The organism is Variovorax sp. EL159 (assembly GCF_900100965.1).
GTDB lineage: Bacteria > Pseudomonadota > Gammaproteobacteria > Burkholderiales > Burkholderiaceae_C > Variovorax.
Window position 1 is genome coordinate 884,747 of record NZ_FMUJ01000001.1, and the last position, 13,502, is coordinate 898,248.

Sequence of the window (13,502 nt, forward strand, 5' to 3'; positions counted from 1 at the left end):
ACAATGACCGACAACGTAGTTCTCTTCGACGAAATCAAGACCGCCGGCGGCCGGCGCTTTGCCGTGGCCACGCTCAACGCGCCGGCCTCGCTCAATGCACTGTCGGTGGACATGGTGCGCCTGCTCACGCCCAAGCTGCGCGAATGGGCGCAAGACGCCGGCATCGTCGGCGTGCTGCTGCAAGCGGCGGGCGAGAAGGCCTTCTGCGCCGGCGGCGACCTGCGCCAGCTCTACCAGACGCTGCTCGACTGCGGCCCCGCGCGCAACACCTACGCCGAAGACTTCTTCCGCGAAGAGTACGAACTGGACCACCTGATCCACACCTTCCCCAAGCCCTTCCTGTGCTGGGGCCACGGCATCGTGATGGGCGGCGGCGTGGGCCTGCTGGCCGGCGCGTCGCACCGCGTGATGACGCTGCAAAGCCGCATCGCCATGCCCGAGATCAACATCGGCCTGTACCCCGACGTGGGCGGCAGCTGGTTTCTGCGCCGCACGCCGGGCCGCACGGGCCTGTTCCTGGCGCTCACGGCCGCCAACATCAACGCGGCCGACACCATCTTCTGCGGGCTGGCCGACGTGCTGGTGCCGCAGGAACGCAAGGGCGACGTGATCGAGGCCATCGCTTCCACGACATGGGCCGGCGAAGGCAAGGCCGACCGCGCCACGCTGTCGCGCATCCTCGCCAAGGCGGGCGAGGGCGCCGAGATGCCGGCGTCGAAGGTGCGCGAGCACTACGACACCATCAACGCGCTGATGGCCGGCGACGACCTGCTCGACATCGCCAGGCGCCTGCGCGCGCTGCAGAGCGACGACGCCTGGCTGCAGACCGCCGCCAAGACCTTCACCAAGGGCGCGCCCAGCTCGGCGGCCCTGAGCTTCGAGCTGTGGCAGCGCGTGCACCGCATGTCGCTGGCCGAAGTGTTCCGCCTCGAATACTGGGCGTCGCTGGGCTTCTGCGCGCACAAGGACTTTGCCGAGGGCATCCGCGCGGTGCTGGTCGACAAGGACCGCAACCCGCGCTGGAACCCGGCCACGCTCGAAGAGATCACGCCCGCATTCATCGAAGACCACCTGCGCCCGCGCGGCGAGATGCCGGCCGAGCTGGCGTCGCTGGTCTGAGACGACCCTCATTCCCCTGCACACAGAACAACGGAGACAAGACACATGAAGATCGCTTTCATCGGCCTGGGCAACATGGGCGGTCCGATGGCCATGAACCTGCACAAGGCCGGCCACACGCTCAGCGCCTTCGACCTTTCGGCCGAAGCCTGCAAGAAGTTCGGCGCCGAGGGCCTGCCCATTGCGAAGTCGGCAGTCGAGACGGTGGCCGATGCCGAAGTCGTCATCAGCATGCTGCCGGCCAGCGCGCACGTCGAAGGCCTGTTCCTCGGCGGTGCGGGCAAGCCCGGCCTGCTCGACAGCATCAAGGCCGGTACGCTGGTGATCGACAGCAGCACCATCGCTGCCGCCACGTCGCGCAAGGTGGCTGAGGCGGCTGCCGCCAAGGGCGTGGCGATGATCGATGCGCCGGTGTCGGGTGGCACCGGTGGTGCGATTGCCGGCACGCTGACCTTCATGGTCGGCGGCGAAACGAAAGACCTGGAGCGCGCGCGCCCCGTGCTCGAAAAGATGGGCGCCAACATCTTCCACGCCGGTGCGGCGGGCGCGGGGCAGACGGCGAAGATCTGCAACAACATGCTGCTCGGCATCTTGATGATCGGCACGTCGGAGGCGCTGGCGCTGGGCGTGGCCAACGGACTCGACCCGAAGGTGCTGTCGGAAATCATGCGCCGCAGCTCGGGCGGCAACTGGGCGCTCGAAAAGTACAACCCGATGCCGGGCGTGATGGAAACGTCGCCCGCATCGAAGAACTATGCGGGCGGTTTCGGTACGGACCTGATGCTCAAGGACCTGGGGCTGGCCCAGGAGAACGCGACCTCGGTGCGCGCGGCCACGCCATTGGGTGGCCTGGCGCGCAGCCTGTATGCGGCGCACAGCCTCGCGGGCCATGGCGCGCTCGATTTCTCGAGCGTGCTGAAGCTGCTGCAGAAGGCGTCCTGAGGGCCTTCGGCGCAGCGCCGGCAGCGCCAGCGGTGTGGTCGGTGCTCAGCCGTAGTGGGCCTGGACGGCCCACAGAATGCCGATCACGACGACGAACAGCACGAAGAAAAGAACCCAGGCGCGCGTGAACGCCTGGGTCTCCGTGATGATTTCTTCAGAGGCGGCCGCGGGAGGCGGGTTAGAGGCGACGGGCGGTTGTGGAGTCATTCCCGACTGTACCCCCGGCCGGGGTGGGTGAGGCAAGCTTTGCAGAAGCTGCACCCATCCGCGAGTCCGCTCTGGAGTCCATCCGCGACATCGCCCCCATGATGGCCGCCGCCACCAGGTTCGCACCCACGCTGAAGAGAATCGGCAGCATGTAGCTGTGGCTGATGTCGAAGGCAAAGCCGGCGGCGCTCGGTCCGACCAGCGTGCCCACCGCCACGCTGGTGTAGAGCACGCCGATGATCGCGCTGATGTTGCGCCCGCCGAAATAGTCCATCACCAGCGCCGGCAGCAGCGCGACGAAGCCGCCGTAGAACACGCCGTAGGCAAACGCGAAAACGGCCAGCCCCCAGAACCCGCCCGACACCGCCCACACGAGCAGCGACAGCGCCATGCCCGTGGACATCAGCAGCATGGTGTGCGGCCGCCCCATGCGATCGGCCAGCCCGCCGAGAAAGAAGCGCCCGGCCGTGCTGCCGACGCCGATCGCACCCAGCAGCAGCACGGCGGAAGTCGATGCCACGCCATGGTCGAGCGCGTAGGGCACCAGGTGCACGAAGGGCACGAACAGTCCGAACGAACTGATGAGGCACGCAGCGTAGAGGCCGGCAAAGCGCCTTGACCGCACGGCGTCGCGCACCGTGAAGCCTTCCGGCCTGGCCGATGCGGCCTGCGGCTGCGGCGGGTCGCCGTCGGGGCCGAGTCCGCGGTCGCGCGGGTCGTTCTCGATCAACATTGCCATGCCCACGCCCACCACCGCCGCGAGGATGCCGAGCGCCAGGTAGGCATGCCGCCACCCCAGTTGCTCGATAAGGAAGGACGCCAGCGGCGGCATCACCAGCGTGCCCACGCCGATGCCGCTCACGGCCAGCCCCGAGGCGAAGCCGCGCCGCCTGACGAACCAGCGCTGCACCGCGCCCAGCACCGGTACGTAGGAAGCGCCGACCCCGAGCCCGATCCCCAGCCCGTAGGCCAGGTAGATCTGCGTCAGGCTGTGCGCCTGGCTGGCAACTGCAAGACCCAGCCCGACCAGCACCATGCCCGCCACGGCCAGCCGCCGCGAGCCCCAGCGGTCGGCCAGCGGTCCGCTCAGCACGCCCAGCCCGAAGTAGAGAAAGCCCGCAAGCGAGAACACGAGCGAGACCGAGCCGCGTGAGGCGCCGAAGTCTTTCTGCAGCGATTCGAGAAAGGCACTGAAGGTGTAGGCGCAGCCGAAGCCGACGAAGGTGACGGCGAAGGCGCCCGCGACCACCAGCCAGCCGCGAAAGAGGCCGGTGCTGGTCGCAGTGGAAGAGGAGTTCAACGGTGTGGTCTTCATGTTGTTCTTCATTCAGTCCAGTGGATGGCGACGGTGCCACGCGGTGATGCGCTGGAACGCGGCGCCCGCGCGAACCAGCGTCGCTTCGTCCATGTGCGCCGCAACGAGCTGGAAGGCGAGCGGCATGCCCGCACCGGTCGCACCACCGGGCAGCGTGATCGTCGGATGGCCGGTCATGTCGAAGGGGCAGGTGTAGCGCAGCAGGGCCGACACCAGTGTCGGCGTTTCGCCCAATGTCTGCATCATGGCAACGGTGGGCGATGCGAAGGGTTGCTCCGGCACCAGCAGCAAGTCGACGTTGGTGAAAAGCGCGCTGACGCGGCCGCGCAGGTTCATGCGGCGCCGCGTGATTTTCTGAAGGTCAGTGCCGTGCACCGAAAGGCCGACCTCGATGACGGATGCGAGCACCGGGCCGTAGGCGTTCTTGTGCAGCGGGTAGGTGGCTTCGTGTGCCACGGCCGCCTCCACGGCGCAGAGGGGAAACCAGTCGGCCACGGCCTGCGTCACGTCTGGCAAGCGCAGTTCGACGACATCCACGCCGAGCGCGCGGAAGGCTTCGGCCGCCTGCTGCAGCACCGCTTGCGTCTCCGCGTCCACGCCTTCGCTGTTCCACGCGGGATTGATGCCAATGCGCAACCCGCGCACTTCCCGGCACGCGGCGGCCGCGAAGTCCGGCACCGGGTCGAGCGCTGCCGTGGGGTCGTTCGCATCGCTGCCTGCGATCGCGCCGAGCAGCAAACCCGCATCGACCGCGCTGCGGGCCATCGGGCCCACGTGGTCCAGCGACGCGGCCAGCTCGAACACGCCATGCCGGCTCACCCGGCCCCAAGTCGGCTTGATGCCGGTGAGGCCGTTGGCCGCGCAGGGAAAGCGGATCGACCCGCCGGTGTCGGAGCCCAGCGCGCCATGGCACAAGCCCGCGGCCGTCGCCACGCCCGAGCCGCTGGACGACATGCCGGGCCAATGCGCCGCATTCCATGGATTGACTGGCGGCACGATGGACGGGTGATGATCCGAGTACGCGCCTTCGGTGAGCTGCAGCTTGCCCAGCAGCACCGCGCCGGCGTCCTTCAGGCGCCGCACGACGGTCGCGTCTTCGGTCGGAACGTGGTCCCTGTGGATCGCCATGCCGGCCGCCGTGGCGAAGCCTGCCGTGTGGCACAGGTCCTTCACCGCGATGGGCACACCGTGCAGCGGGCCGCGGTACCGGCCCGCGGCGAGCTCGGCCTGTGCTGCTTCGGCCTGCGCCATCGCCGCGTCAGCCATCACCAACGCGTAGCTGTGGAGCGTGCCGTCGAGGGCGGCGATGCGGTCGAGTTGCGCACGCGTGGCAGCAACGGGCGAGGTTCGGCGCGTGCGGATGCGCTCGGCCAATTCGGCGATTTCGAGGTAGTGAAGATCGTCGCTTTTGGTAGTGCCTGAAGAATCAGAATATCTGAGGCTTTGAAGATCGGGTGTTCGCAGCAAGGTGGTTCCCATTCGGTTATCGGTTGTGCCAATATTCCGACTTCCACAATCCCTTCGCAAACCAGAATTTCTTTCTCTATCGGATCAGATTAACTAAATGACAGAGCACCAGCTTCCACCGCTCAACGGGCTGCGCGCCTTCGAGGCCGCCGCGCGCCATCTCTCGGTCAAGAACGCCGCGGATGAGCTGAGCGTGACGCCCGGCGCCGTGAGCCAGTTGATCAAGACGCTGGAGCTGCACCTTGGCGTCGATCTCTTTCGCCGTGTGAATCGCGGCATCTTTCTCACCGATGCAGGGCAGGCCTACCTGCCGCCGGTGCGCAACGCGTTCCGGCAGATCAGCGACGCCACGCGCCGTGTGGCCGTGCCGCCCGAGACGGGCATCCTCACCGTGAGCGCCACGCCGTTCTTTGCGTCCGCGTGGCTGGTGCCGCGCCTGAAGTCCTTTCAAGATGCACACCCCGACATCGACCTGCAGGTGCTGACCGGCAGCGCGCTCGCCGATTTTTCGCGCGATGGCGTCGACGTCGCGATCCGGCACGGCCTTGGCCGCTATCCGGGCCTGAGCAGCCGGCGCGTGCTGACGGTGGAGATCGTGCCCGTCGCTACGCCCGCGCTGGTCAAGCGCCTCGGCATGCCGGCGACGCCTGCCGATCTCACGCGCTGGCCGCGCGTGAACGACGCCGAACGCAAGGGCTGGGCGCTGTGGTTCCAGGCACAGGGCATCAACGACACGGGGCCGGCGCGCGGCCCGTCGTTCGACGATGCAGGCCTGCTGCTGAAGTCGGTGCTTGCGGGGCAGGGCGCCGCGCTGCTGCCGTTGGCGGTAGTGGCATCGGAGATCGCCGAAGGCCGCCTCGTGCAGCTTTCGGACGTGACGTGGCTGGAAGACTTCGCCTACTACCTCGTCTATCCGGAAAGCAGCGAGGCGCGGCCGAAAGTCGTGGCCTTTCGTGAATGGCTGCTCGAAGTCGCGCGCAATGCGCCCGCCGCCGTGGCGGCGAAGCGCGCTTCGTCAGGTGGCCGCAAGAGAAGTTCACCGACATTCAAGGGCAAAGCCTCGGCGCCGTCGTCCTGACGGCGCAGCCTTGCCGAACATTCAATGAAACTCCCACGACACCGACTTTTTCGCCAGATGGCCGCGCGGCCGCGGCTCTTCATTGCCACGGCCATCGCCATCGCGGTGGGCGTCCTCCTGCCGTCGGCGCTTGACACGCACCTCGTCACGCGCCTGCTTATTGCGTGGAACACGGGTGCGTGCCTGTACGTGCTGCTCGCGGCGGTCATGATGATCCGGTCTTCGCCGCAGCACATGCGCCACCGCGCCCAGCTGCAGGACGAGGGGCAGCTCGTGATCCTCGTGCTGGTGGTGCTGTCCGCCATTGCAAGCCTTGTGGCCATCGCGGCCGAGCTTGCGGTGGTGAAGGACATGCATGGCCTGGAGAAGGTCGCGCACATCACGCTCGCGGGCCTCACGGTGATGTCGTCGTGGGCCTTCACGCAGGTCATGTTCACGCTGCACTACGCGCACGACTACTACGCCGCGAAGTGCCACGGGCAGAAGCCCGGCATCCAGTTCCCGGACGACGAGCCGCCGCTGTATGGCGACTTCTTTTATTTTTCGGCGGTGATCGGCACGTCGGGGCAGACGGCGGACGTGTCCATCGTCTCGCGGCCGATGCGGCGCATCGGCTCAGTCCATTGCATCCTGGCGTATCTGTTCAACACGACGGTGCTGGCCCTGCTCATCAACATCGGCGCGAGCATGTTTTGAGCGCCATGCCCTGTCGTCGAATCGCCTGCCTCTTCGCAGCCGCCGTCGTGCCATGTCTTGCGCCACCTGCCTGGGCCGACGATGAGCCGGCCGAGCCACCGTTCAAGCTCACCATCGGCGCCTACCGCGTGTCCGGCGGTGGCCTGCCTCCGGGGCCGGGGCTCGACATGAACCTGCGCTACACCTACGGCGACGGCAATGTCTGGGTGGGCTGGTTCCGCTCGCCGGTGCTCGACTTCGCCCAGCCCCGCGTGGGATGGGACCACACCTTCACGCTGGGGCCGTTGCGGCTGCTGCCGTCGCTGCAGGCCGCTTCGGGCGGCTTCGTGGGCGGCAGCCTCGCGGTCGAGACGGGCGACAGCTGGTTCATCGGCACGGGGTTGGGGCGCACGAACCTTCGCAACTACGCGAATCTCAATTTCGACCCCAACGACTCGTACACGGTCTATGGCGGCTACAAGTGGCAAAACGGCACGGCGCTGTCGCTCTCGCTGATCCGCGACAACCGCATGAATCCCGACCAGCAGGACGTGCACCTCGTCTACCGCGTGCCCTTGCCTGATCGCCAGCGCCTGACCGTCGACCTGCTGGCCAAGCAGGGCACGGTGGACGGCCAGTTCATTCGCCGCACCGGCCTGACCGTCACCTACGACTGGCCGCGCTGGTTCGTTCGCGCGGCCTATGACCCGAAGGTGAACTTCACGCCGCAGAACATGGTGCGGCTGTCCGTTGGGACGCGGTTTTAGCGTTTTTCCCCTCCCCCTCTGGGGGAGGGCAGGGTGGGGGCTTGACGGCGCTCCCAATGAGCGCGGCGCTTCATCCAAGGCCTGCCCCCATCCCGGCCTTCCCCCGGAAGGGGAAGGAGAAAAACCGGAATCGAAGGCCTACAGCAGCTCGATGCCGGGCAGGCTCTTGAAGCAGCTCTCGCGCGTGATGCGCACGAAGTCCGCAAGCCAGGGCTGGCCCGACGTGGCCTGCGTGCAGGCCATGTAGAGCCGGCCCGTCAGCCCCCTGGCGCCGACGCGGCGCGCCGTGACGTAGCCGCGGTCCAGGTAGTTCTGCACCGCCCAGAGCGGCAGCGTGGCCACGCCACGCCCGCTGGCCACCAGTTGCAGCATCGCCACCGTGAGTTCGGTGGTGCGTCGGTGCGCGGGCGTCACGCCGGCGGGCAGCAGCACCTGCCGCACGATGTCGAGCATCTCGTCGGGCACGGGGTAGGTGATGAGCGTCTGGTCGGCAAAGTGCCTTGCCGTGAGGTGCGCCTTGGCCGTCAGCGGATGGTCGTTGGCCAGCAGCGCCATGATCTCGAAGCGGAACAGTGCGTGGTAGTCGACCGTTTCGTCGGGGTCCTGCTCCGACACGATCGCCACTTCGGCGCGGTTCTGCATCACCAGCGCGATCGGATCGGGATGGAAGCCCGAGACGATGTCGAGTTCGATCTCGGGCCAGCGCTGGCGAAAGGCATCCATGGCTGGCATCAGCCAGTCGAAGCAGGTGTGGCACTCGACCACGATGCGCAGTTGGCCGCTGCGCCCCAGCGCGAGCCGCGCCACGTCGCGCTCGGCTTCTTCGATCAACGGCAGGGCGGTGTCGGCCAGTTGCAGCAGCCGCAGCCCGGTGGTGCTGAACTGCGGCGGCACCGACTTGCGCTCGAAGAGCTGCGCGCCATAGCGGTCTTCGAGCAGCTTGATCTGGTGCGACAGCGCCGACTGCGTGAGGTTGAGCAGTTGCGCGGCACGCACCAGGCTGCCGGTGTCGCGCAGCGCGACGAGTGTGCGCAGGTGGCGTATTTCAAGGATCGATTGCGACATGAAGGCAACGTGAAAATGATTCAAGCGAATGGGCAAAAGGTTTCGTTTGAATCATATGCCTCAAACGCCGACCATCGTGGATTCCCAAGATCAGCGACCGGATTACCTGCAAATGACCACCCGTACCCACACCCTCGGCTTTCCGCGCATGGGCGCCAACCGGGAACTGAAGTTCGCCCTCGAAAAGCACTGGCGCGGCGAGATCGACCGCGCCGCGCTCGAAGCTGTCGGCGAGACGCTGCGCGCGCGCCACTGGCAGGCCCAGCGCGATGCGGGGCTCGACTTCGTCACCGTGGGCGACTTCGCCTACTACGACCACGTGGCCAATCACATCCAGCTGCTCGGCTGCGAGCCGGCGCGTTTCGACTTCAAGGGCGACGAGCCTGAGCTTTCGCGTTACTTCAAGATGGCGCGCGGCGTGGAAGACGAAGTGGGCCACGTGCACGATGCCAACTGCAACCACGGCGCCGAAGGCACTTTCGCGCTGGAGATGACCAAGTGGTTCGACACCAACTACCACTACCTCGTGCCCGAGTTCAAGGCCGACACGCAGTTCAAGCTCGCGTCGTCGCGCCTGTTCGATGAAGTGGCGCAGGCGCAGCAGGCCGGCCACGCCGTCAAGGCCGTGCTGCTCGGGCCATTGAGCTTCCTGTACCTGGGCAAGGAAAAGCAGGCGGGCTTCGACCGCTTCTCGCTGCTCGATGCGCTGTTGCCCGTTTACGAGCAGGTGCTCACGCGGCTGAAGCAGCAGGGCGTGGAATGGGTGCAGATCGACGAGCCCATCCTCGGCCTCGACCTGCCCGAAGCGTGGCGCAATGCCTTCGAGCGCGCTTATTGGCAGCTCGCCCGCAGCGCACCCAAGCTGCTGCTGGCCACGTACTTCTCGCCGCTGTCCGAGAACCTGCGCCTGGCCTGCCAGTTGCCGGTGGCGGGCCTGCATGTGGACGCGGTGCGCGCGCCGCAGGAGCTGACCGGCGTGGCCGACTGGCTGCCCGCGCACAAGGTGCTGTCGGTGGGCGTGGTCGATGGCCGCAACATCTGGCGCACCGACGTCGATGCGGCGCTGGCCAAGCTCAAGCCCGTCGTCGAAAAGCACAAGGGCGAACTCTGGATCGCGCCGTCGTGCTCGCTGCTGCATGTGCCTTTCAGCCTGGCGGCAGAAACGAAGCTCGACACCGAGCTGAAGTCGTGGCTCGCCTTCGCGATCGAAAAGCTCGATGAGCTGCGCGTGCTGCGCGCGGAGGTCGATGGCAACGAGGCCTCGGTCGCCAATGAGCTGGCCGTGAGCCGCGCGTCGGTGGCCGCCCGCCGCGCCAGCCCGCGCGTGCACCGCGCCGAAGTGGCGCTGCGCCTGGCGCGCAGCGTGGCCGGCGACGATGCGCGCGGGTCGGCCTTCCCGGCGCGCCAGCAGGTGCAGCGCACGCGCTTCGCGCTGCCTTCGCTGCCCACCACCACCATCGGCTCGTTCCCGCAGACCTCGGACATCCGCGCCGCGCGTGCCGCCTTCAAGCGCGGCGAGCTCGATGCCGCCGGCTACCGAGAGAAGATGCGCGCCGAGATCGCACTGGCCGTGCGCAAGCAGGAAGAACTGGGCATCGACGTGCTGGTGCACGGTGAGGCCGAGCGCAACGACATGGTCGAGTACTTCGGCGAACAGCTCGACGGCTTTGCCTTCACCGCCAACGGCTGGGTGCAGTCGTACGGTTCGCGCTGCGTCAAGCCGCCGGTGATCTTCGGCGACGTGGCGCGCCCCACGGCCATGACGGTCGAATGGACGGCCTATGCGCAGAGCCTCACCAAGCTGCCGATGAAGGGCATGCTGACCGGCCCGGTCACCATCCTGCAGTGGTCCTTCGTGCGTGACGACCAGCCGCGCGCCACCACCTGCGAGCAGATCGCCTGGGCGATCCGCGACGAAGTGGTGGACCTCGAAGGCGCGGGCATCGGCATCATCCAGATCGACGAACCCGCCATCCGCGAAGGCCTGCCGTTGCGCCGTGCCGGCTGGCCCGCGTACCTGGCGTCGGCCACGCGCGCCTTCCGCATCAGTGCCTCGGGCGTGCGCGACGAGACGCAGATCCACACGCACATGTGCTATTCGGAGTTCAACGACATCCTGCCGGAGATCGCCGCGATGGACGCCGACGTCATCACCATCGAGACCAGCCGCTCCGACATGGAGCTGCTGCGCGGCTTCGGTGGCGAGAACAACGCGGGGGGCTTCCGCTACCCGAACGAGATCGGCCCCGGCGTGTACGACATTCACTCGCCGCGCGTGCCGTCGGTCGACGAAATCGTTCGCCTGATGCGCAAGGCCGCCGGCGTGGTGCCGCACGAGAACCTCTGGATCAACCCCGACTGCGGCCTCAAGACCCGTGGCTGGCCCGAGACCGAGGCGGCGCTGTCGAACATGGTCACGGCCGCGAAGCTGCTGCGCAAGGAACTGGGCTCGGCCTGACGGGACATCGGGGGGAATGCGGGCAAGCCAATAATGGCGCCATGCATTCCCCGACCCGCCTGTCTTCGTTCCGTTTCTCCCTGTTGCTTCTGTTGCTCCTGGCCCCCTTGATGGGCTGGGCGCAAGACCGCGCGCAAGCCCTGCTGCAATTCGAGGGCGTGCAGACGCGTTACCAGGCCTTCTATGGGCCGGGTGCCGTGGTGCGCGGCGCGCGCGAGCAGCTGGACCCCGACGACCAGGCCATTGCGGACAAGGCGCTCAAGGCGTTGGACGTGGCCGCGACACGCGCCTTCGATGTCAAAGCCTCCGTGAGCGCGATCCGGCAGGAAGTGGCAACGGCCGGCAAGGGCGGCGCCGCACCGAGCCCGCAGGTGCTGGCCGCGGTGGCCCGCCTTGCGCAACTGCGCATCGACTACGCTGCGAAGAACGATGCCGCCAAATCCGAGTTCATCAACCAGCAACAGGCCCGGCTGACCGATCCCGTGCGCGTCGAACTGCTGGGGCGCATGGCCGTGGCCGAGATGCGCGAAGTCGACTTCTCGAGCCAGCTGCTGCTGGCTGCGGTCGTCAAGCAACTGGCGCGCGGCAATGGCGGGCAGTTCACCTCGCTGCCGAACAGCACGCTCGATTCGGCCCTCGACACGCTGTGGTCGCGCGGCGTGACTTCGACGCACGCGCGCAACCTGCTGATCGTGGCGCGCGAGGTCGAACGGCAGGTGACGCTGGTGCTGCTCTGTGCTCTGCCCGACGAAGACGTGGCTGCATTGCTCGCATGGCGCAACGACCCGCAGGCCGCGGCTGAACGCGAGGCGCTGCTGGGCACCTACCGCGCCGAAGTCAAGGCGAGCGGCGCGGTGGCGATCCGGACGATGCTGCGCGCCTGGCCGCGCTCTTGAGGCCGGTGGCCCGCGCGGTGCCGTGCTTGTCGGGCGCTGCGGCATAGGGCATGAAGCGGCTCTGGTTTTCGTCCACGTCGAGTGGCCGGCCCACGAAGGGAAAGGCGCGCTGCGGGCAGGCCTCGCGTTCGCAGACCTTGCAGCCTGCGCCGATGGGCGTGGGCACTTCGGGGTCGCGCAGGTCCATGCCCTTGGAATAGACGAGCCGCGTGGCGTGGCTGATGTCGCAGCCCAGGCCGATCGAGAAAGTCTTGTTGGGTGAGCCGTAGCCGCGATAGCCGTGCGAGACGGTGCGCGCGATCCACAGGTAGGCGCGGCCATCGGGCATGCGCGCGAGCTGCGTGAGCACGCGGCCCGGCTGCGCGAAGGCCTCGTACACGTTCCACAGCGGGCAGGTGCCGCCGGTCTTCGAGAAGTGAAAGTGCGTGGCCGACTGCCGCTTCGAGATATTGCCTGCGCGGTCGACGCGAATCAGGAAGAAGGGCACGCCGCGCGCATCGGGCCGCTGCAGCGAGCTCAGGCGGTGGCAGATGGTCTCGAAGCCCACGCCGAAGCGGCGCGCCAGCTGGTCGATGTCGTAGCGCAGGTGCTCGGCGGTTTCAAGAAACTCGCCATAGGGCAGCAGCAGCGCGGCGGCGAAGTAGTTGGCAAGGCCGATGCGCGCCAGCGAACGGGCCGTGTCGCTCGAGAGCGGTGCCGCGGCCACCAGTTCATCGAGCATGTCGCCGAGTTCGAAGAAAGCCAGCTGCGTGGCAAGCTGGAAAGCGTGCTGGCCGGGCTCCAGGTGGGGCGAGAGCCGCAGCACGCGCGAGGCGGGGTCGAAGCGCCGCTGCGCGCCCGCATCGCCATCTTCGGCGGGCACCACCTGCACGCCGTGCCGCTCCAGCAGCCGGTGCGCGAGGCGGTCGCCGGGGTTGCCCTCGCGCAGCTTCCACTGCGCGGCGAAGGCTTCGGCTGCATCGTCGAGCGGCGCGATGTGGTTCTGGTGCGCAAAGAAAAAGTCGCGCACTTCCTCGAAGGGCATGGGCCGTGCCTGCGGCAGGCGGGCGAGGTCGCCGCGGCTGTCGCCGAGTTCGCCGGCCAGGGCTTCGAGCCGCTCCATGGCATCGCGATGGCGCTGGTGCAGCGCCACCAGCGCACGGCCCACGGCGGGCATCTGCGTGGCCACTTCGCGCAGCTCGGCGAGTGCGACGGCATCGCCGCCGGGGTTGTCGGCCAGCGCCTCGCGCAGGCTGGCGATGAGGCGCGCTTCTTCGTCTTCTGAAAAAGCCTGGATGTCGACGCCCAGCGTGGCGTGCAACCGCAGCAGCACCGGCACGGTGAGCGGCCGCTGGTTCTGCTCGATCTGGTTCAGGTAGCTGGGCGACAGGCCGAGCTGCTGCGCGAGCGCGAGCTGGCTCAGGCCGCGCTCTTCGCGCAGGCTGCGCAGGCGCACGCCCATGAAGGTCTTCTTCATCGTTCGGTCCAGTTCTCTTTTTTGTGATTCGCAGAATTCGCAAATCTGGCGGCAATG

12 protein-coding genes are annotated in these 13,502 nt (G+C 67.7%); 7 read left to right on the forward strand and 5 right to left on the reverse strand.

The window, feature by feature from the left end:
* Positions 1–3: 3 nt before the first annotated feature.
* Both BLQ28_RS04205 and mmsB read left to right on the forward strand, forming a co-directional pair.
* On the forward strand, positions 4–1,119 hold the full coding sequence (locus BLQ28_RS04205; protein ID WP_093237276.1) for an enoyl-CoA hydratase/isomerase family protein: 1,116 nt from the start codon (positions 4–6) through the stop codon (positions 1,117–1,119).
* Positions 1,120–1,164: 45 nt separating this feature from the next.
* Positions 1,165–2,061: a 3-hydroxyisobutyrate dehydrogenase gene (mmsB, locus tag BLQ28_RS04210; RefSeq protein ID WP_093237277.1), complete on the forward strand. Its 897-nt coding sequence runs from the start codon at positions 1,165–1,167 to the stop codon at positions 2,059–2,061.
* A gap of 45 nt (positions 2,062–2,106) precedes the next feature.
* Here mmsB and BLQ28_RS32900 read toward each other — a convergent pair whose 3' ends face one another.
* From BLQ28_RS32900 to BLQ28_RS04220, 3 genes are read right to left on the reverse strand one after another with little or no spacing between them, the layout of a single operon-like run.
* Entirely contained in the window at positions 2,107–2,268 is a 162-nt protein-coding gene (locus tag BLQ28_RS32900) for a hypothetical protein (protein ID WP_176801004.1), read from the reverse strand.
* Positions 2,240–3,583 (reverse strand): MCT family MFS transporter, encoded by a 1,344-nt coding sequence (locus BLQ28_RS04215; protein WP_093237707.1) that lies wholly within the window; start codon positions 3,581–3,583, stop codon positions 2,240–2,242. Before BLQ28_RS04215 ends, BLQ28_RS32900 begins: the two co-directional genes overlap by 29 nt.
* A gap of 12 nt (positions 3,584–3,595) precedes the next feature.
* Entirely contained in the window at positions 3,596–4,957 is a 1,362-nt protein-coding gene (locus BLQ28_RS04220; protein ID WP_256327158.1) for an amidase, read from the reverse strand.
* Between the two features lie 190 nt (positions 4,958–5,147).
* On the opposite strand from BLQ28_RS04220, the gene gcvA reads away from it, so the two are divergent.
* Genes gcvA through BLQ28_RS04235 form a run of 3 tightly spaced genes read left to right on the forward strand, consistent with a single transcriptional unit; the run spans position 5,148 to position 7,570 of the window.
* The gene (gene gcvA / locus BLQ28_RS04225; RefSeq protein ID WP_093237279.1) at positions 5,148–6,128 is read left to right on the forward strand and encodes a transcriptional regulator GcvA; all 981 of its coding nucleotides are present in this window, start codon (positions 5,148–5,150) and stop codon (positions 6,126–6,128) included.
* A 24-nt stretch (positions 6,129–6,152) separates the two neighbouring features.
* A complete protein-coding gene (locus BLQ28_RS04230; RefSeq protein WP_256327159.1) occupies positions 6,153–6,824 on the forward strand; it encodes a DUF1345 domain-containing protein in 672 nt (223 codons plus the stop codon).
* A 5-nt stretch (positions 6,825–6,829) separates the two neighbouring features.
* Positions 6,830–7,570: a hypothetical protein gene (locus BLQ28_RS04235; protein ID WP_256327160.1), complete on the forward strand. Its 741-nt coding sequence runs from the start codon at positions 6,830–6,832 to the stop codon at positions 7,568–7,570.
* Between the two features lie 138 nt (positions 7,571–7,708).
* On the opposite strand, the gene BLQ28_RS04240 is transcribed toward BLQ28_RS04235, so the two are convergent.
* Entirely contained in the window at positions 7,709–8,635 is a 927-nt protein-coding gene (locus BLQ28_RS04240; RefSeq protein ID WP_093237281.1) for a LysR family transcriptional regulator, read from the reverse strand.
* 112 nt (positions 8,636–8,747) lie between these two features.
* Between BLQ28_RS04240 and metE the strand changes: the two genes are divergently transcribed.
* Together metE and BLQ28_RS04250 are read left to right on the forward strand one after the other, a co-directional pair.
* On the forward strand, positions 8,748–11,093 hold the full coding sequence (gene metE, locus BLQ28_RS04245) for a 5-methyltetrahydropteroyltriglutamate--homocysteine S-methyltransferase (RefSeq protein WP_093237282.1): 2,346 nt from the start codon (positions 8,748–8,750) through the stop codon (positions 11,091–11,093).
* Positions 11,094–11,134: 41 nt separating this feature from the next.
* Entirely contained in the window at positions 11,135–11,989 is an 855-nt protein-coding gene (locus BLQ28_RS04250) for a hypothetical protein (RefSeq protein ID WP_093237283.1), read from the forward strand.
* Here the strand turns inward: BLQ28_RS04250 and BLQ28_RS04255 are convergent.
* On the reverse strand, positions 11,931–13,445 hold the full coding sequence (locus BLQ28_RS04255; protein ID WP_093237284.1) for a short-chain fatty acyl-CoA regulator family protein: 1,515 nt from the start codon (positions 13,443–13,445) through the stop codon (positions 11,931–11,933). The genes BLQ28_RS04250 and BLQ28_RS04255 overlap by 59 nt on opposite strands.
* Positions 13,446–13,502 lie beyond the last annotated feature (57 nt).